The organism is Pseudanabaena sp. UWO311 (assembly GCF_006937785.1).
Lineage (GTDB): Bacteria > Cyanobacteriota > Cyanobacteriia > Pseudanabaenales > Pseudanabaenaceae > Pseudanabaena.
In genome coordinates this window covers 1-18,703 of sequence record NZ_SJEE01000033.1, presented here as the reverse complement: position 1 = coordinate 18,703, position 18,703 = coordinate 1, and the positions used below count along the sequence as shown (strand labels likewise).

Genomic DNA, 18,703 nt, shown 5'->3' with positions numbered 1-18,703 from the left:
GCTTTTGTTTTATTTATAAATCTACTAACTCATTTATTGCGCAAATTAAGTTGGGAGCAATTTGATTTGGCTTGTATTTTTCTAGTTGAGTGTGATTACGGATGCCACTAAGTACGGCGATAGCTGGAACATCATAGGTTTGAGCGGCAATAATATCTGCTTCTGTATCGCCAATCATCCATTGTTGCTGAACCACTGGAAGATTAGCTTGAGCCATTTTCATTAATTTGGGTTTGTCCTGAATATCAACTGTTTTCACATAGTCATCGTCCAGACAAAAGATGCGATCGCTAGGAAAAAATCGTCTCAAATTATATTTATCAAGTACAGGTTCGAGTTCACTGCGGCGACGCATAGTCATCACAGCGAGATCGATTTTTAACTGTTGTGCTTTCTCTAATGCTGGAATTGCATTTTCGAGTAGACGATCATAGGAAAAATAGGGATTTGTATGCACTGTGGCACGTCGCAAGTGAGCAAAAGCTACGGATTGTTTCTCATCTTCAAAGCCTGATAAACTTGCGATTTCTTTTTCAGTTACTTGCGATCGCTTTAATTCCCAAAACTCTGACTTTGATAAAGTCGTAACTACTTGTTCTGGCTTGCAAATTTTATCTAAGCAATATAAGTAAACTTGGTAATAGCGCTCTGACACGTCCATGATTGGACCGTCGAAATCAGTAAATATACGTCTTCTCATAATTTTTTAATCTAGAAAAAGTACGCAAAACGTTGATTTCTAATCTTTGGGATCAGAAGTCCAATTTCCGTAATGGTTCAAGATATTTTTAATCAACAATTGGGATTGCTCAGATATTGATTGAGGGTAGGTAAGCCACATGCCCCCAATTTGACTACCTAAATAACTAAATTCAGTGCTTTCTTGCCAAAACAATTCAGCATTAACATTTTCAATTTGCTCAATGTGTGATGCTAACTCTCGATACATCGCTAAAGCAATATCGGGCTTGTAAACAATTTTGCAATGATTAATCGCTAACTCCCCGCTAGGCACTTTCTAATTCCTGTCCTAAATCTTTTACATCTAAAACATTACCAACTGTATGTGTGCCAATTATGCAACAGTTAACTTCGTCAATGCACACCTTGCCCCATTGCAAAGCCCAACGTACTAATGAAACCCGATTATCGGTTTTCGTTTTCGTTAAAATGTTGCTGATGTGATTATCGACAGTGCGCTTGCTAATTGCTAGTTTGATTGCAATATCTTGGTTGGTTAAACCACCAGCTACTAATTCAATCACTTGCAGCTCTCTTTCAGATAAAGCAATTGATGAGTTTGTAACTACAGTTTGATTTGATTCGGCAGGGTTGGTCATGGTAACGAAAGTGATTTGCGCCAATATTTCAGAACTATATGCGTTCTGGCGGTTAACTAATGAGTATAATTTCTTATTCGAGATTGTGTCAATTAATTAAGTTTTTCCAAAGATTGTCTCAGCCATGCTGATGTCAAGAAGTAAAAACTCGTTTAAATGCTTATTATCTGTTGTTTAAGCTAATAAAGATTCTATCCATTTTGGAGGGCTAGGTATAGGATTGCCAAGACGAACAAGCACAATCCAAGCGACTAAATGTACTAGTAATTGATAGGCAAAATTACTAAAGATAATAGCTGCGATCGCAAAAATTTGAATTGTCGCAAAATCTGGCTGTTCCAGTGACCCAAAAAGCTGCATTACCCAATTGAGTAACCCAGTAATCTGGGCGATCGAATAGTTCCAGACGTTTTCACCCATTAAAACTGATAAAAAAGCAAACTGAAAAGCTGTGCCAACTGAGCCAATCATTGTTGCAATACTCAGCGAACCAGACCAAGGAAAATCTCGTTTCCATAGATATCCCAATGTGACTCCGACTAGACCATGGGGGACAATATACTGAATACTACGGGTTGGTCCCATCAAGATCGCTAAAAGTAATGCTGTTACGACCATTGACATCCATGCAGCGCGACTATTCCATCGTAAGTAGGCTAAAGCTGTTGGCAATGGGAACAGCATTCTCAGCAAGGGTCCTAGGGGAAAGTAAAAATTAATGAGAAACAACATAGCGGTGGTACTAGCTAGGAATGCGGTTTCCACCATTTCGCGAGGATCGGTATGGGTCAATTTGGTCATAGGTTTTCGGATGTTATTTCCTTAGGAGTGGTATCGGGAAACCTACGGCGCAATCCGTATAGCCAAATTAAGCCAAAGATACCTACAACGATCGCAGCCAGACTAACCATCTGTGCAGTGCGAAGCCCACTTACCATTAAGCTGTCGGTGCGTAAACCCTCGATCCAAAATCTACCGAGGCTGTAAGCGATCGCATAGATCATCGTGATCGTGCCAGTCCTAAGCTTAGGAAAACGCAGAAAGGCAAAGATTAAAATTGCAAATACACCGATGTTCCACAGGGATTCATATAAAAATGTGGGGTGAAAGTATGCCTCATTTACAAATTCAGGAGGACGACGATTGCTAGGAATCAATAATTTCCAAGGTAAATCCGTAGGACTACCAAAGGCTTCGGAATTAAAAAAGTTACCCCAACGCCCGATCGCTTGCCCCAAAATCACCGCAGGCATGATGATATCAGCCATCAGCCATGTGGAAATTTTTTGGCGTTTGCAAAATATAGTTGCAGCGATCGCCCCACCAATAATCGCCCCATGAATAGCAATGCCGCCTTCCCAGATGGCAAATACTTTATACCATTCTTGATTCTGAAAGCGATGCCACTCAAACAGAACATAGTAAAAACGAGCGCAGGGAATTGCACCAACCACTAGCCAAATCGCCAGATCGCCAACCAGTTCTGGATTAACATTGCGCTTTTCCGCAAGTTTTTGCGCTAACACCGTTCCCAAAATAATTGCCGAAGCGATTAGCAATCCATACCAACGAATCGAAAGTGGACCAACCTCAAAGGCGATCGGACCAGGAGATGTAAATTCAAAAGCAAGAGGCAACAGGTTAAACACTTTTTCCTTTTCACTAGAGTAATTCATATATAAGGTGGGGCGCGAAGCGCCCCACCTTATATCCTATTTGTACCGTATTCCAGATTGCTTGAGGCGATTGAGTGCTTCGCCAAGACGATCGCAGTCAGCGATCAAACTAATTCTGACATAGCCTTCCCCGCCTTGGCCAAAAGCACTTCCAGGGGTAAAGACTACGCCTGTACTTTCTAATACCTTAAGCGCGAAATCAGCTGAGGTCATTCCCACAGGTACAGGAATCCATAAATACATGGTGGCATATGTTTTGGGGATGTCCCAACCGAGTTCGGCTAGCCCTGAAATCAAGAAATCGCGGCGTTCTTTGTAGCGATCACAGACAGCCTCTAAATAAGTGTCTGGTAACTGCAAAGCAGTCTCCGCAGCTACTTGAATCGCCGAAAAGATTCCATAATCGAGGTTAGTTTTGAGTGTGCGCAAACCTTGAATAATATGACGATTGCCAACTACAAAGCCCACACGCCAGCCAGCCATATTATAGGTTTTGGAGAGAGTATGAAATTCTACACCCACATCTTTGCCACCTTCGATTTCTAGCAAACTAGTAGGGATGTAGCCATCAAAAGCAAGTTCGGCATAGCAAAGATCATGTACTAATAAAATCTCGTATTTCTTAGCAAAGGCGACTACTTCTTCAAAAAATTCTCGCGGCGCAACTGCACCCGTGGGGTTTGCGGGATAGTTGAAGTACATCACCTTGGCGCGTTGGGCAATCTCTTCGGGAATTGCCGATAGATCGATCAACCAGTCTTGTTCAGGTTTGAGAATCATTTCATAGATCTCACCGCCAGCCAGTAATGGCCCCCGAAAATGGGCAGGATAGGCAGGACTGGGGACAAGTACCAGATCGCCCGGATCGATATAGGCGATCGCTAAATGTCCTAAACCTTCTTTAGATCCAATTAAAGGTAATGCTTCGCCTTCAGAATCAAGCTGTACATTGTAACGACGTTTGTACCAGTCAGTGATCGCCCGTCGGAAACTAGCTGTCCCTTCAAAAGGGGGATAGCCATGATTTTTGGGATTGCGTAAAGCGGCGATCGCGGCTTCGACTACTGGTTCAGGGGTGGGTCCATCAGGGTTGCCCATCCCGAGATCGATCAAATCTAGACCTTGCTCTTTCGCTCGCAACTTCAACTCGTCTAGACGCGCAAAAACGTATGGAGGGAGTTTTTCTAGTCGGTGAGCAGGTTTGAGCCAAGTCTTCATTAGTGTTGTGAGAACGTAATAAGGGTTGATTTGCAAGAATCGCACTCTGCGAGTGCGATTCTTGCGTAATTGCTATAGAAATTTGATCTTAATAGAAATTGTCTCGCGATCGCACTTGTTATAGAGAAACTCAGCAATTCTCATTATAAAAACCGATTTTTTGAAAGTCCGCCGTTAGATGGCTTTCAAAAAACCGATTTTGTTATTTCTAGTGCCTTTGGCACTAGAAATAACAAAATCGGTTTCAAAATGAGAATCCCTGAGAGAAATTAGAACGAGTACGAATTGATATTTCCAGTTTTGACGCTTAACGATAGCAACAAAGCGATGGTATTCATTACTTGGATGACAATTTGTATATGAATCCCAGACTATATCCTAAAAAACGGCTTTTGGTATAGCTTTAAGTCTATTTGAACGATTTGATGATTTATTAACTTTTATATCAAAAGACTTAACACAAGTTTACAAATTCTTAATACAATTGAATTAACGTGTAAGTATTTATCCTCATCATGTCTGTTGCAGAATTTCCTTGGCTTACCACTATTTTACTGTTACCACTTGTAGCAGCCTTTGCGATTCCTTTTATACCTGACAAGTACGGTAATGCCAAGAATGTGCGATCGTATTCAATGGCAGTAGGATTTATTGAATTGTCTTTAATGGTCTATGCATTCTGGAGTCAATACAATCTCCATGAAGCTTCATTCCAGATGTCAGAAAATTATGCTTGGATTCCTCAACTTGGTCTGAACTGGTCTTTGGCGGTTGATGGTTTGTCGATGCCGCTAATTTTATTGACAGGCTTGATTACAACCCTAGCCATTTTTGCAAGTTGGAATGTTACTAATAAGTCAAAACTATTCTATTTCTTGATGCTTTGCTTATACAGTGCTCAAATTGGTGTATTTGCAGCCCAAGATTTATTATTGTTTTTCTTCATGTGGGAATTAGAATTGATTCCTGTCTATCTGCTGATTTCAATTTGGGGTGGGCCGAAGCGTCTTTACGCTGCGACAAAGTTTATTCTCTACACGGCATTAGGTTCGATTTTTATTCTCGTCGCTGGTTTAGCGATGGCATTTTACGGGGATAAGACGACATTTAATATGGCTGAATTGGGGATGAAGCAGTATCCGATCGCGTTTGAGTTACTCGCCTATGCAGGTTTCTTAATCGCTTTTGGTGTAAAGTTGCCGATTTTCCCTTTGCATACTTGGTTGCCAGATGCTCACGGCGAAGCCTCTGCACCAGTATCCATGGTATTAGCTGGGGTATTGCTAAAAATGGGCGGCTATGCACTAATTCGTTTTAACATTGAAATGTTGCCCAATGCCCATGTTTACTTTGCGCCTTTGCTCGCGGTTTTGGGTGTAGTCGGTATTGTCTATGGCGCAATGGCAGCATTCGCTCAACAAAATCTGAAGCGTCGTCTTGCTTATTCTTCGATTTCGCACATGGGCTTTATCCTTGTCGGGTTAGCGTCATTTAACGATCTTGGTGTAAGCGGTGCAGTATTACAAATGCTCTCGCATGGATTAATCGCAGCTGCTTTATTCTTCCTCGCTGGAGTTACTTACGATCGCACGCACACATTGATGATGGATGAAATGGGCGGTGTTGCCGAAATCATGCCGAAAGCTTTTGCCCTAATGACGGCAGCAGCGATGGCATCTCTTGCCCTTCCTGGGATGAGCGGATTTGTGAGTGAGTTGAATGTTTTTCTGGGTATCACTACCAGCGATGTATATGCCTCTAACTTTAAGATCGTGATGATCTGTTTAGCAGCAGTTGGCGTAATTATCACGCCAATCTATCTGCTCTCAACCTTGCGTCAAGTCTTTTATGGTCAACCGAATCTCGCATTGAATTTAGATAAATACGTTAGCGATGCAAAACCTCGTGAAGTATTTATTGCCGTTTGCTTACTTGTGCCGATTGTCGCGATCGGTTTTTATCCTAAATTGGCAACTCAGACATACGACGTAAAAACTGTTGCAGTAACTGAACAAGCTCGTGATGCCTTTAGTTTAGTAGCTCAGACCAATCCTAATCTCTATTCTTATAGATTGATTGCTCCGCAACTACCTCACTCAAAACCTCAAACTATTTTGGGAATTGTTGAATAAAACTAGAAATTCTGCAAACATGAAAAAGAGCGCTACAGCGCTCTTTTTTTGTGGTCTATGCCATCTTCATCACGACATTTCTTTGGACATCTGTATTTAAATCTGGCAACGCAAAAATGCGATCGCAATCATTCATCTCTACATAACTGGTATAACCTAGCTCTTGTAACAATTGCTTGAGCTTATCTCCAGTTGCCCCAGCCGCTTTCAAACTGGTGGGATGAACCTCAATAATCAGAGTTGGCTTGAGCGCAGTAATCATTTTGCTTGCGCCTGCGAGAAACGCACATTCACTTCCTTCTACATCAAGTTTTAGTAAAACTTTGCCAGTAAACTTTTGCCAGTCTACTAACTCATCAAACCGCCTAATTGGAACCTTAATCGCATTGAACTGATGAGTTGCCGAATGTTCAGGAAATACTCCCGCTGAACCAGATGTCCCAATTGGCACTAATAATTCTATTTCTCCATCGGTATCGCCAACGGCGAGATTATGAATCTGGAATTTACAGAGCGCATTAGCCGACAAAGATTTTTCTAAAGCTTTGGCTAAGCGTGGCTGAGGCTCGACGGCAAGCACAAAACCATTCGAGCCAACCATCTTACTCGCCACGATCGCAAAGCTCCCATGATTTGCGCCAATATCCAGAAAAGTATCACCTTCAGAAAGTAATTGAGATAATACTCGTGTATCAGTATCTCCACTAGCTAGCTCATTCACAACTTGAAAGAGGCGCATATCAGTTGGATTGAGAAATACTTGATAGCCAGATAGCTTTAGTTCTAAATATTTTTCTGGTGAAAGTCGATAAAAAATATTTGAGAGAAATCTGAATAATTCTCTGCCACCTTTGAGATAGCTTTTGCCTGTGAGACCAAAATACAACTTACAGTACAAACTAAAGATGCGGTATAGAAATGGCAACTGTTTATTTAGGGTTGGATTGAGTACCCACCCTAAAACTGAGCGATCATATAGCCAATCATCAGGCTGATCTAGTTTAATCTCTAGTTTTGCCATAGAAGAATTTCTAACCATAAAAATTTTGTCTCTCTTGAAACCAACAACCAGTTCGTTTGTGGCGCGGCAAAGCCACACCACAAACGAACTGCAATTAAGAATGCAAAGATCGCACAGGAATTTGGTTAGTACTTAGATAATCTTTAATTTCAGCGATCGTTAGTTCTCCATAATGAAGTAACGAAGCTAACAGAGCTGCCTCAGCTCTACCTTCAGTCACAGCTTGCAGAATATGTTCGCAATTACCTGCACCACCCGAAGCAATTACAGGAACTTCTACTAAATCTGCAACTTTACGGGTTAGCTCCAGATCATAACCTGCCTTTGTCCCATCAGCATCCATACTAGTAAGTAAAATTTCACCAGCGCCGCGCCTAACTACTTCTTGCGCCCACCAGAGCGCATCAATACCTGTATTTTCGCGCCCACCACGTACATACACATCCCAGCCAAGATTATTGGGATCATTCCTCCGTCTAGCATCGATCGCAACAACAATGCACTGATTACCAAAGCGATCGCTACTGCGATTAATTAAATCAGGATCGTTTACTGCGGCTGAATTCATACTCACCTTATCCGCACCTGCTCGCAGAAGTTCGCGAATATTGTCTAGGTTTCGCACACCGCCGCCCACTGTGAGTGGAATAAATACTTGCTCGGCTGTGCGATAGACCACATCCAAGATAATGCCGCGATCTTCGTGGGTGGCTGTGATATCTAGGAACACCAGTTCATCGGCTCCTGCAAGGTTATAAGCCTGTGCTAGTTCCACAGGATCTCCTGCATCCTTAAGATCGACAAAGTTGATCCCTTTGACGACTCGACCTGCTTTTACATCTAGACAAGGCAAAATGCGTTTCGCTAGCATAAGCTCTTCAAATTTTTCCAAAATCACAGCAAGAATCAATATTTTACAGCGCTTTGCGATCGCGATTCTTTAAACCCAAAAGATGAAAGGCAGTGCGAAGCACTGCCTTTCATCTTTACTTGGCGATCGCCAAGGTTTTGATTTCAGGAAAAACGAGAGGCTCATTTAGTGTTTGACTCATATTGCCAATAATCGCTTGTAAATAAACACGCAACTGCTGAAATTTAGTCACATTGGGCTGATATGTACCATCAGTTTCCAACTCAAACAATCGACCAGCAAATAAGTCACTGCTAAGCGTCGGATCTTCTAAAATCACTGAGCTTTCTGGCTCTTGCCAAGGAAATAAACCTTCTGGCAAATCACCTTGCAGGATACTCAAAATGCGATCGCGGCAAGTTTTGATATTAATCCCGCGCATTTGCAACTGCTGAAGTAGTTGATTGGGATTAACCGATTGAGTGAGGTTGAGACGGCAAATCTCTTGCAAGAGAAAGTAATCAGAATATTGCTGACGTGCAACATCTTGCAAATTTGGATAAAGCGGCGATACAGCTAACCCGTTTGCTAACGCCGAAGTAGCTAATGGATCAATCTTGGCATTGGGTAGTTTTTGGGATAGCCAACGTGATAGCAAGGGAATATGCATAGTACTACCTAACAGCAAAACTTGATGTACATCTTCCCCAAGAACTCCTGCATTACTGAGAATAGAATTGAGCTCGCGATTGAGTCGTTGGGTAAATGGTTGCAAAATCAGGTTTTCTAGCTCACGGCGCAGAACAACGATCGGTTGTCCCATTAGTTCCTCATTCCAACTATCGACACCAACATCTCTCCCGAATGTGACTTTGACACGATCAGCTAACTCCAACATCTGTTGCCCAAGATCAGAGCTTAACAAATATTGCTGAAGGAGAATTCTTTGCTGCGGTGCAGAAGCACCTATTTCTGGCAAGCTGAGATGATCCAAATTGCAGAGATGGCGGTTAGGATTGGTAATTAATTGCCAATGGGGATAGAACAATTGCACGACAATATCTTGACTGATACTAATCCCCGCATAGTCAAGGCTGCGAATATGTAGATTAGATCGATCTTTGGTCTGACTAAGTCCCTTCATCAGACAGAGACTAGTCGTAATTGCACCTGCATCAACTAAAAGCGTAACTTCTTGAGCAATCTTCTGATCATGAAGCAAAGATAAAACGGGCGCGATGGCCTGATCGACTGCCATCACCTGCTCCGCTTGGCTAACTAATCCTGCTTTCAGGATTGCTTCGCGAATATTGAGAATGTATGTATCAGACCAGTTGGCAGGATATCCAAAAACAACGCCACTGAGCTTCAACAAAATCAAACCAACATCAGGAAGCTTAGGATGATTAGCTCTTGTTTGGATTTGCTCCATTAGATTTTTAAGAGCAGCAATTAACCATCGCAAACTTACTTGATAGGGATCAGCCCATTGGATGATTGGCTGCCAAGTACTTACACCGCGATAGGGTAAGCCAAGTTTGAGAAACTGCTTGAAATGTACAAGGACAACTTCGCCATCTTCTAATTCAGCATTCTGCGATCTCCTTGAGATTGTCCGAATATCTTTAGCGATCGGATCATCTAAGCTTTGCTCTGCCTGCCAAACAATTTTGCAGGACATTTCATCAGCATCATCAAGATATAAAGAATATACTCGCCCAGTATCAGCATTAAGTAAGCTTGCCCTGATGGCAGTACTACCAAAATCAACACCTAAAACCCAAGTGTCATCAAGGCTGTAAACTTCTTTTTCAGGTGGAGAAGGAATCAAAGACATGCTGCGTGATTCCAATACTAGTGAATCAATATCGAAGACATTTTCGCTAGTGTCACTAATTGGCGCGACTGATGACAGCCCAAGCTGCTCACGCATATCATCAAGCAATGGCTCGTTAAAGTTAAATGAGTTCAAATCATTTAATAAATTTTCCCACTCATTATCAGCAACATTACTTGGAGGATCATTCTGAGTATCTGCAAACTCATTGAGCAATAGATCATCTTCTCCATCCTCAGGGATATGCACTTCTAAATCGATGAAATCGGCGATCACATCCATCAATGCTTCGTCTGAGGGCTTCGGCAACGTATCTTTTTCAATCGTATCAGCGGAACCATCTAATTTGTCATGTTCTAAAGAAGCAAAAAATTCATCTGCTGACAACTCTGATGATTCAGTTGCATCATTTCTATAATCAATATCGTTGCTTGCAATTGGCTGTACCATTTTAGATTCGAGCTTCTCTAGAGCTAAAGTCCAATCATCTTCGGCTTCTTCTTGCGTAATAATATTGTTGGGAGTTACTGAATCAATGAGAACTTCTTCAATAGTTTCAAGTTCTGTCAGTGCTGAAGTATCACTGAAATCCATCAACTCTCCCTGTGCAAAACCTTGCATAATTGTATCTAATTGTTCTTCAATAGATTCCGTTGCTTCAGGAACAGCAAGAGGCTCATACATCGTCTTTGCTCCAACATCAATCCCCCCAGAATCACCTTTGGTTATAGTTTGCATGACCGTATCAGATTCTTCTGACTCAGTTGCAGGATCAAACCCAAATAAAAGTGTGTCAAGCTCACTTTCATCATCTAGATTTGGAGTTGTGCTTATGATTGTTCCTTGATTGCTAGTTGCTAAGGGCACAAACAATTCATCAAGTTCATCATTAGTTGTCAATGTTACTATTGGAGAGTACTTAGCAGCATTTTCAGCTATTACTTCTGCAAAAATTGCATCCATATCATCAACATTGGATGTAACGGGATTGGCTAACAAATCAGAAGAAGGAGCTAACTGTATTTCTGAAATCTGATCTTCTATTTTTATATTAAATAGAGAGTCGGGATTGTCAAAAATCTCAGGAATATCACTGGATTCAGTTGTAAATGGAGATAGCTGCAAATCGGCAATATCTGCATTAATCTCAGAAAGATCTTTACTCTCTGTGAATGATTCAGCAAATCGGTCAATAAATAAGGCGTTGGGATTTTCTATAATTGGTGGGACTTCTAGTTCTTCAGTTTCTGGTTGACTGACATTTTTGCCATTTGATTCTTGGGCTGAAACCTCAATGATTGTGGGATAGGCTTGAGATTCTTCAGTTTCCCAATTGGTTAAAGCGTAGGGTGTATTGCGAATAAATTGATCAAGATTAGCTGCGATCTGTGGATCTGCTCTAACCCCATCATCAAGACGCTCTAGATCGAAATTAAGATCATCAACTAGTGAATCTTCCCATTCTGGAAAAACCGAGTCATTAACATTTTTGCTAGTCAGTAGAATTAGAGACTCATCAGAATCATCAGCTTGATCGTTATTTGAATTATTTAAAAATTGTTCGATTTTCGATTCTATGCTATCTGGATTATCATTGTTCGTATCTAGAGTTATATCAACAGAAGCAACAGGAGAAATTTGAGAGATATTAAAAGCTTCTAGTTCAGATGCTGAACTATTAAGCATTAGTGACTGATCTTCTCTTTGAGTAGGTAGTTTAGCCATGTCGATCGCTTCGTTACCTAGCCATGACAGTAAATCCTCATCAGGAGAGACATCAGCAATATTTGTAGTTGAGATAGGGCGATTATTACTTTCCTCTAACCATTGCAAAAGTTCTGGATCATCAATCAGTTCTCCCGATTCGCTGACTACCTCCTCCACAGGAAAATTTAATGCTAGTACATCAAAATTATTCCCCTCTTCTTCATTCTCTTGCATCCGAGTACGTGGTGCATCAAATCTCTCAACTATTTGGGTCGCCGCCTCTAAATCAAAATCGGGATTTAGCTCACGAGCCGCGATCGCACTCTGAGGGTCGAGGATAATACTGGTACCGAAGCCAGCTAGATCAATTAACGGATCAGCTTGTATTTCAACAATTGGCTCCTCGACTAGGTGATCCTCATCTGTACTTAATATACTGTCGAGATCATCTGTGGTGTTTTCATCATCTTTTGTTACAACTTCAAGAAGCTCAGCTTCAATAGTTGTTGTTGCAGGTAGTTCAACTTCATCAGCCTCGCCAAACTTATTACCCGCTAGTAAGGCATTGATTAATTCTTCATCAGCAGGTTCTGTAAAGGTTTCTAGATATCGGATTGGGATATCGTCTGGTAATTCAGGCAATATATTGATAGCAGACGGAGATATTTCAGCAGAGTTTTGTGGCTGTTGAACAGTCTGCAGACTGATCCGATCAACTAAGGAACTAATCAAAGCTTCACCCTTTTGCTCAAGGGTTTCCATATTATTAAGCTTTGCAGCGATCGATGTTTGATAGCCTTGGATTTCCTGCTCTAGCGATCGAAACGTAGTGTTAAACATTTCATCTAGATGCAACAAAAAACGATCAGTTTGTTCCTGAACTTTATTTGCAAATTCTGTTTGTGGAGGCTCTGTGAATGGGCTAGGAGTAGAGGATATATTGACTAAATTATCTTGAAGAGTCTGGGCAACAGTTTGTTTAACCCTATCAGCAACAGTACCCTCCATAGTCTGCTGCATAGTTTGTTGTAATGAGTCTGAGATCTGATCGCGCACGTAGTTATTAACTGAGCTTAAAGATCGATCTATAGCTTCCTGTTGAGTTGTCTGAAACTCTTGAAACTGTCTCATCCAAGTTAAACGATCAGATTCTAACTGCGAGATTTCAGCGTTTAGCTTTTGCTTTTGTTGATTTAAAGTAATTAATTCTTGGCTTATTTGCGCTCGCTGCTGGGATTCAACGATTTTATTTAAACTCGCCGAAATTTCTCCTACCATGAGGGCTCTTTCGACGGCGAGAGTTTGACTGACTACTTCCTGCACCGATCGCTGTACTGACTCTTTAACAACCTGTTGCAATGTCTGCTGAATTGCTTGCTGGAGCGAAGCAATCATGCGATCGTTGACAAATGTAGAATTGGGTTCAGGTGTGCCATTCGTCATTGTGCTAGTCTCCTTTGTCAAGTAAGATTCAGCGCCAAATAAGTTGCTAACTACTGGGCTAACTAATAGTGGTGGCAATGTTTCTAGTTTATCTGTTTTAAATAGGTCTGTCTTGAATTCTGCAGTTTTTGAGTCATTTTGATTAGATTTTTCACTATTTAAATGGCTGCTTAGGTCATTATGAGGATTATCTTTTCCTTGTAAACGCTTTACCAAAGCTTGATATTGCTGCCCTAAATCACCCAAATGTTCATCATCAGTTAGGCTTTCTAGCTGCGATCGCAGCTGTTTTAGCTGCTCCCTCTGGTGCATCATATCTGGAGATGGCTTCCTTGATACGGATCCTACTGGGCGGCTCAACAATGTATTGATTTGATCGATCAAATTACTAATCAGAACTTTTGACATAACGCCCCCTGCAAGACCTCCATAACGACAAGATAAGGGATTGTCTTTGGATTTGTGGTGCTTGGCGCTATTAAATCCAAAGATAACTAAAAATTGGTAAGCAAATTGGCTCTTAAATGAGCTACACTCTAAAGCCAAATTTGTTAGCAGACAATAGCACACATCTTTCCCAGTTTTTTGCTAATATCTTGGCGATTTTTCTATAACTTTTTTTGTGAGTTTCTGGCGAAGATGACTATGAAAAACAAATCGCATGTTTCTCCGACTTTTTTGACGGCTCTACCATTTCGTAGAGTAACTAACTACTTATTTTTCTCCGCGATCGCCACTTTATCAACTATGGCGATCGCAAGTAGCGCGGTTGCTGAGCGTCGTGAGGTCGATATTCGGTTACTGGTGAATCAAGACGAGGGGTTTACGGTGATGACCCGTAAAGCTGAAATACTAGCGCGATCGGCGGCTCAACGTACATTTGACCTTGATGTAATGGTCTCTGATGTATCAGTCAAAGTCACAGCTCAAAATCTCAACCAAGATCAAGCTGCCATTATCTTGCAATTGATCGTTTCCCGTCGCGACTGGGCAAGTCGCCCCGATCCTAAAATATGGGCAACTTACTTCCCGATGGCAAAATCACTAATTGGCATTAACTAAAAAAATAAGGCTAGCGCATTGTGCGCTAGCCTTATTTTTTAAAAGATGTGTTGCAAAGCAACACATCTTTTTTATGAGATTAGAACGAGAATACAGTTCTTAGAGTACCAACGAAGATGGTGCTGTTAGTGCTGTTGTTGTTAGGATTAAAGATAAACTGAACATCAGGAGTGATGCGGATATTGTTGGTGACTGGGAAGTTGTAGAACAATTCCAAGTTGGTTTGAGTTGCATTACCTACTTGGCTTGAGATGAAAGGCTGACCGACTGCAATACCAGCCATAGCGCCTTCCTTAAACAAATCAGGGAAAGCAAAACCAGCCATCCAAGTTTGGGGACTCAAACTAGTTGCTCCAGCAGTGGCTCCAAGACCAGCTGTAAAAGGAGCAGCGGTTGCAAGAACACCACGGTTGTCAAGTGTACCGAATCCATAGCGACCGAAAATAGCAGCGCCCTTAGCAAACTTCCACTCAACGTTGACACCACCAGCATTAACACCAGTATTGTTTACAGCACCATTGGTGTATTGAAGCTTGATTGCAAAAGGCTTATCACCAGCAGCATTCTTAGGGGCAAATTCCAATTCAGCAGTTGCTTGGTAAGCATCACCAAATAAACCACGGTTTACACCAGCAGCAGCTGTAGGACTACTTGCATTACCTGCTAAATACAAACCACGCAAGGTAAAGGCACTCTTGCCAAGATTCCAATCAAATGCAGCACCTGCTCCACCTGTTTGACCATTCACCAAAACCATCAAGGGGTTGTTGATGAAGAAGGTAGAAGCAAAGTCAACGGCTTCGTTGTTGGCATAGCTATTGGTGTCAATGTGATCATAGGCATGCATTACAGGACCAAGAGAGATGCGAGCATCACCAAGGTTGAAGTCGTAACGCAATTTGGCAAGTACAAAGTTTGAACCTAGACCTGAGTAATCTTGACCATAGGTTTGGAAACCAATGTTGCTGCTAACACCAGTAGTACCAGTGGTCGCACCAGCGCCAAATACTCCAGGAATATTAGTTGTTCCACCGTTACCGACTTCTAGTCTGGTTTTCAACAGGTCGCTTCCTGTGAAGCTGGTGTTAAGGTCTAAACGCACGCGGCTAGATACGAAGACGTTTGTGCTGGTTGGGAATCCAGCAGCATTATTACCACTTGCACCTTGTACTGAGAAGATTGCTTCGCCAGAAAGCTTAGTGGTGGTGGAGAACTGTTGAGCTTCGAGCTTAGCGACCTTGGCATCAAGAGCATCGACACGACCACGAAGGGTGGCTAGTTCAGCAGCAAACTCTTCTTGAAGTTTTTGCAAGGTAGCGAGGTCTTCTTTGCTAACCTTGTCAGCCAAACCTGCGGAGATGATTTCGTTGATTTTGTCTAAGCAAGCATTCAAACCTGCAGCAAATTCGTAGCGGCTGGTTGCTTGTTTACCACGGAAAGTTCTGTCAGGATAGCCAGCGATACAACCGTAACGCTCTACCAAAGATTGAAGTGCGGTGAAAGCCCAGTCAGTTGGCTTGACATCGCTAAGTTGAGATACTGAAGTTACGTTTTGAGCAACTGGATCGCTGCTCATAGCTTGGCTAACTTGGGAAACACTTGTAGTGGTTTCAGCAAATGCAGGGGTTGCGGCGACTGCACCAATAACACCTAATAGACTTAAGCTGCCAGCTAGATTCAAAGATACTTTTTTCATTATTCCACTCCTCACGAGAGTAAATTTTGGGTTTGTGTATTTGTCTACGTAGTCAAGAATGGGATTTATCGATAGATGTTTACAATATCGTTAAGTTGTCCTCACTTCACTAAATCTATGATACATAGATTTTATCTAAAATAGGAATCGTCAGCTTACTTGCTTCACTAAATTAGCTACAGTAGATTTCAATTTGAATGTATCATAGCACACTTAGTTTGCCTATTTTGTCATCCAATCGGGCTATATTGAGGATAATTTATTCATATATAGTTTGTTGGAATTGTACATTTTTCCGTAAATGTCTGAGAAATAAAGCTTGGCAAAGCTTTACTAATCAATCAAGCTCAATCAAACTTAAAATCTCAAAATCTGTGTCAACAGATTAGCAGGTTGGGCAGATTTAAAATCTTATTTTTAACTATGTTGATCTACCCATAAAGGCTCTAAGCTCAAGCCCGAACCAATAAATTAAAAAAAATTATTGGTTCGTTGGGGAGAAAAGTACCAAAAACAGAAATTTCAAGTGATATGAAGCCTTGCCACTGGAGCTTCAGTTGATTTCAATCAAAGTGAGTGATCGCTATACTTAGAGTTTTAACATGAGCTTTTTATGTCTTCTACCAATCAGAACCTAGATTTAAGCAATATTTCCCAACAATTAGACAGTGACAATTCTCGTGATCGCCTTCGTGCTTTAGTGTCCTTACGAGATTTAACGCCCGATGAGGCTGTACCACTAATTTTAAAAGTAATTGATGATGAGAACTTGCAGATTAGATCAATGGCTGTATTTGCTCTAGGTTTAAAGCATACAGAAGACTGCTTTCCAGTTTTGGCGAGAATTCTAGAAACTGAGAATGATTATGGGATTCGCGCTGATGCTGCTGGGGCAATGGGTTATCTACAAGACAATCGCGCTGTGGAGCCATTGTTACGCGCTTTTTATGAGGATACTGAGTGGCTTGTCCGTTTTAGCGCAGCAGTGTCGCTAGGAAATCTCGGCGATGTACGAGCCTACGATGCGCTCATTCAAGCCCTAGATAGTGAAGAAACGATGTTGCATCAAGCAGCGATCGCAGCTTTGGGCGAAGTGGGTGATTTGCGATGTGTCGATCAAATTTTACGGTTTGCTCAGTCTGATGATTGGCTAACCAGACAACGCTTGGCTGAAGCTTTAGGACATCTAAGATGTGATAAAAGTCTATCAGCTCTGAATTATCTGGTTAAGGATGCTCATCCTCAGGTATCGGCAGCAGCCCAATATGCGATCAATCAGCTTGCGAGCGATTAAATTAGTACAAAGATCCGCAAAGCAGACCCTTAAATACTTTCTTCGATGATTTTGGGAAATAATAATGACGATGATTTTGGCTGGTGATATTGGTGGGACAAAGACCCTTTTGCGGGTTGCCGAAAAAAATTCTGATGGGTTTACAGTTTTATACGAGCAGCGCTTTTCTGGTGCTAGTTATGTCAGTTTCTCAGATGTCTTGCACGAATTTATTGAAACAGTCAAAATAAATTTAGGCGAATTGCCATTGCTATCAGCAGCTTGTTTCGGGATTGCTGGCCCCGTGCGCGATCGTCAATCGCAGTTAACTAACCTCGGTTGGTCTTTTGATAGCGATCGCCTTGCTGAGAAATTTAATATTGCCAACGTGAGATTGATCAACGATTTTGTGGCAGTGGGCTATGGGGTTTTAGGACTCCAGCCCCACGATTTGCACACTTTGCAAAAAGGCAAAGTGGTGGAGAGATCGCCGATTGGTGTAATTGGTGCGGGCACAGGTTTAGGAGAAGCTTTTTTAGGATGGAATGGCGATCGCTATGAGGTTTACCCTACTGAGGGCGGACATACAGACTTTGCACCCAGAAATGCGCTAGAGATCGAATTATTGCAATATTTGCAAAAGCGCCACGATCGAGTATCGGTGGAGAGAGTAGCTTCGGGGACTGGGATTGTGGCAATTTATCAGTTTTTACGCGATCAGCAAACCTCTCCAGAATCAACAGAACTTACTGAGAAAGTAAAGCTATGGGAAGCAGGTGATCTGAATGTTGATCTGGCAGCAGCGATCGCTAATGCTGCGTTAACAAATTTGGGAATTAATAGCGAAACTAATCTTGATCACATAGCCACACAAACGATGCAAATCTTCGTCGAGGCTTATGCAGCCGAAGTGGGGAATTTAGCTTTGAAGTTAATTCCTAATGGGGGCTTATATATTGCGGGTGGTATTGCTCCCAAAATATTGCCTTTGCTTCAGGATGGAACGTTTTTACAGATTTTAAAAAATAAGGGCCGAATCAGTCCAGTTTTAGAAGATATTCCGATCCATATTGTGCTTAATCCTGAAGTTGGACTAATTGGGGCAATGCTTTATGCTGCAAGCCTTATTTAAAAGTGTCGTCACATTTTTGTAAATTGGTATAGCTATAAAAGTGATAGCTAGGAAAAATCAAACCCCAAAAGATGAGTGGCGGCGCGAAGCGCCGCCACTCATCTTTTGGGGTTTAGACTCTAAACAAAACTTGTATTGCTATAAAAGAGATCGCCTTCTGCACAATCCGCACAAATAAAAAAGCCCCTTCTTGCGGAGAGGCTTTTTTATTTCGAGATGACTAGGTCAAAAGATTAACCGTTGATAGCAGGAGCAGCCATTGCTACAGGAGCTACATCAACAGCAGCCAAATCGAGTGGGAAGTTGTGAGCGTTGC

Annotated in this window: 14 protein-coding genes and 1 pseudogene; 4 read left to right on the top strand and 11 right to left on the bottom strand. The window is 41.8% G+C overall.

Annotated features, from left to right (window positions below; all coding sequences use genetic code 11):
- Positions 1-13: 13 nt before the first annotated feature.
- From PseudUWO311_RS19615 to PseudUWO311_RS19590, 6 genes are all read right to left on the bottom strand, one after another.
- Complete coding sequence (locus PseudUWO311_RS19615) at positions 14-700, bottom strand: HAD family hydrolase (protein WP_142656915.1); 687 nt, start codon at positions 698-700, stop codon at positions 14-16.
- A 39-nt stretch (positions 701-739) separates the two neighbouring features.
- On the bottom strand, positions 740-1,015 hold the full coding sequence (locus PseudUWO311_RS19610) for a hypothetical protein (RefSeq protein ID WP_142656914.1): 276 nt from the start codon (positions 1,013-1,015) through the stop codon (positions 740-742).
- A complete protein-coding gene (locus tag PseudUWO311_RS19605) occupies positions 1,008-1,340 on the bottom strand; it encodes a helix-turn-helix domain-containing protein (RefSeq protein WP_142656913.1) in 333 nt (110 codons plus the stop codon). The genes PseudUWO311_RS19610 and PseudUWO311_RS19605 overlap by 8 nt, the downstream gene beginning before the upstream one ends.
- 174 nt (positions 1,341-1,514) lie before the next feature.
- On the bottom strand, positions 1,515-2,141 hold the full coding sequence (locus PseudUWO311_RS19600) for a DUF2232 domain-containing protein (protein ID WP_142656912.1): 627 nt from the start codon (positions 2,139-2,141) through the stop codon (positions 1,515-1,517).
- A complete protein-coding gene (gene lgt, locus PseudUWO311_RS19595; protein WP_142656911.1) occupies positions 2,138-3,016 on the bottom strand; it encodes a prolipoprotein diacylglyceryl transferase in 879 nt (292 codons plus the stop codon). Before lgt ends, PseudUWO311_RS19600 begins: the two co-directional genes overlap by 4 nt.
- Positions 3,017-3,052: 36 nt before the next feature.
- Entirely contained in the window at positions 3,053-4,234 is a 1,182-nt protein-coding gene (locus PseudUWO311_RS19590) for an aspartate aminotransferase (protein WP_142656910.1), read from the bottom strand.
- A gap of 515 nt (positions 4,235-4,749) precedes the next feature.
- Between PseudUWO311_RS19590 and PseudUWO311_RS19585 the strand changes: the two genes are divergently transcribed.
- Positions 4,750-6,366 carry an NAD(P)H-quinone oxidoreductase subunit 4 gene (locus PseudUWO311_RS19585; protein WP_142656909.1) on the top strand — a complete coding sequence of 539 codons (1,617 nt, stop codon included), beginning with the start codon at positions 4,750-4,752 and terminating at the stop codon, positions 6,364-6,366.
- 55 nt (positions 6,367-6,421) lie between these two features.
- Here PseudUWO311_RS19585 and PseudUWO311_RS19580 read toward each other — a convergent pair whose 3' ends face one another.
- The 3 genes from PseudUWO311_RS19580 to PseudUWO311_RS19570 all read right to left on the bottom strand — a co-directional run bounded on the left by PseudUWO311_RS19580 (position 6,422) and on the right by PseudUWO311_RS19570 (position 13,632).
- The gene (locus tag PseudUWO311_RS19580; RefSeq protein WP_142656908.1) at positions 6,422-7,405 is read right to left on the bottom strand and encodes an FkbM family methyltransferase; all 984 of its coding nucleotides are present in this window, start codon (positions 7,403-7,405) and stop codon (positions 6,422-6,424) included.
- A 76-nt stretch (positions 7,406-7,481) separates the two neighbouring features.
- Positions 7,482-8,258 (bottom strand): imidazole glycerol phosphate synthase subunit HisF, encoded by a 777-nt coding sequence (hisF, locus tag PseudUWO311_RS19575; protein ID WP_142656907.1) that lies wholly within the window; start codon positions 8,256-8,258, stop codon positions 7,482-7,484.
- Between the two features lie 115 nt (positions 8,259-8,373).
- Positions 8,374-13,632 carry a hypothetical protein gene (locus PseudUWO311_RS19570; RefSeq protein WP_142656906.1) on the bottom strand — a complete coding sequence of 1,753 codons (5,259 nt, stop codon included), beginning with the start codon at positions 13,630-13,632 and terminating at the stop codon, positions 8,374-8,376.
- 237 nt (positions 13,633-13,869) lie between these two features.
- Between PseudUWO311_RS19570 and PseudUWO311_RS19565 the strand changes: the two genes are divergently transcribed.
- A complete protein-coding gene (locus PseudUWO311_RS19565) occupies positions 13,870-14,286 on the top strand; it encodes a hypothetical protein (RefSeq protein WP_142656905.1) in 417 nt (138 codons plus the stop codon).
- Between the two features lie 79 nt (positions 14,287-14,365).
- Here the strand turns inward: PseudUWO311_RS19565 and PseudUWO311_RS19560 are convergent, their stop codons facing one another.
- Positions 14,366-15,982: an iron uptake porin gene (locus PseudUWO311_RS19560; RefSeq protein WP_142656904.1), complete on the bottom strand. Its 1,617-nt coding sequence runs from the start codon at positions 15,980-15,982 to the stop codon at positions 14,366-14,368.
- 613 nt (positions 15,983-16,595) lie between these two features.
- On the opposite strand from PseudUWO311_RS19560, the gene PseudUWO311_RS19555 reads away from it, so the two are divergent.
- Both PseudUWO311_RS19555 and PseudUWO311_RS19550 read left to right on the top strand, forming a co-directional pair.
- On the top strand, positions 16,596-17,276 hold the full coding sequence (locus tag PseudUWO311_RS19555; RefSeq protein WP_142656903.1) for a HEAT repeat domain-containing protein: 681 nt from the start codon (positions 16,596-16,598) through the stop codon (positions 17,274-17,276).
- 64 nt (positions 17,277-17,340) lie between these two features.
- Entirely contained in the window at positions 17,341-18,387 is a 1,047-nt protein-coding gene (locus PseudUWO311_RS19550; RefSeq protein ID WP_142656902.1) for a glucokinase, read from the top strand.
- Between the two features lie 233 nt (positions 18,388-18,620).
- On the opposite strand, the pseudogene PseudUWO311_RS24960 reads toward PseudUWO311_RS19550, so the two are convergent.
- Positions 18,621-18,703 (bottom strand): annotated as a pseudogene (locus PseudUWO311_RS24960) (photosystem II protein D1); the annotation flags it as partial.

Bases quoted from the DNA above. Each gene is read 5' to 3' on its own strand.
- PseudUWO311_RS19615 (WP_142656915.1), bottom strand. From the start codon at position 700: ATGAGAAGACGTATATTTACTGATTTCGACGGTCCAATCATGGACGTG.
- PseudUWO311_RS19605 (WP_142656913.1), bottom strand. From the start codon at position 1,340: ATGACCAACCCTGCCGAATCAAATCAAACTGTAGTTACAAACTCATCA.
- PseudUWO311_RS19600 (WP_142656912.1), bottom strand. From the start codon at position 2,141: ATGACCAAATTGACCCATACCGATCCTCGCGAAATGGTGGAAACCGCA.
- lgt (WP_142656911.1), bottom strand. From the start codon at position 3,016: ATGAATTACTCTAGTGAAAAGGAAAAAGTGTTTAACCTGTTGCCTCTT.
- PseudUWO311_RS19590 (WP_142656910.1), bottom strand. From the start codon at position 4,234: ATGAAGACTTGGCTCAAACCTGCTCACCGACTAGAAAAACTCCCTCCA.
- PseudUWO311_RS19585 (WP_142656909.1), top strand. From the start codon at position 4,750: ATGTCTGTTGCAGAATTTCCTTGGCTTACCACTATTTTACTGTTACCA.
- PseudUWO311_RS19580 (WP_142656908.1), bottom strand. From the start codon at position 7,405: ATGGTTAGAAATTCTTCTATGGCAAAACTAGAGATTAAACTAGATCAG.
- hisF (WP_142656907.1), bottom strand. From the start codon at position 8,258: ATGCTAGCGAAACGCATTTTGCCTTGTCTAGATGTAAAAGCAGGTCGA.
- PseudUWO311_RS19570 (WP_142656906.1), bottom strand. From the start codon at position 13,632: ATGTCAAAAGTTCTGATTAGTAATTTGATCGATCAAATCAATACATTG.
- PseudUWO311_RS19565 (WP_142656905.1), top strand. From the start codon at position 13,870: ATGAAAAACAAATCGCATGTTTCTCCGACTTTTTTGACGGCTCTACCA.
- PseudUWO311_RS19560 (WP_142656904.1), bottom strand. From the start codon at position 15,982: ATGAAAAAAGTATCTTTGAATCTAGCTGGCAGCTTAAGTCTATTAGGT.
- PseudUWO311_RS19555 (WP_142656903.1), top strand. From the start codon at position 16,596: ATGTCTTCTACCAATCAGAACCTAGATTTAAGCAATATTTCCCAACAA.
- PseudUWO311_RS19550 (WP_142656902.1), top strand. From the start codon at position 17,341: ATGACGATGATTTTGGCTGGTGATATTGGTGGGACAAAGACCCTTTTG.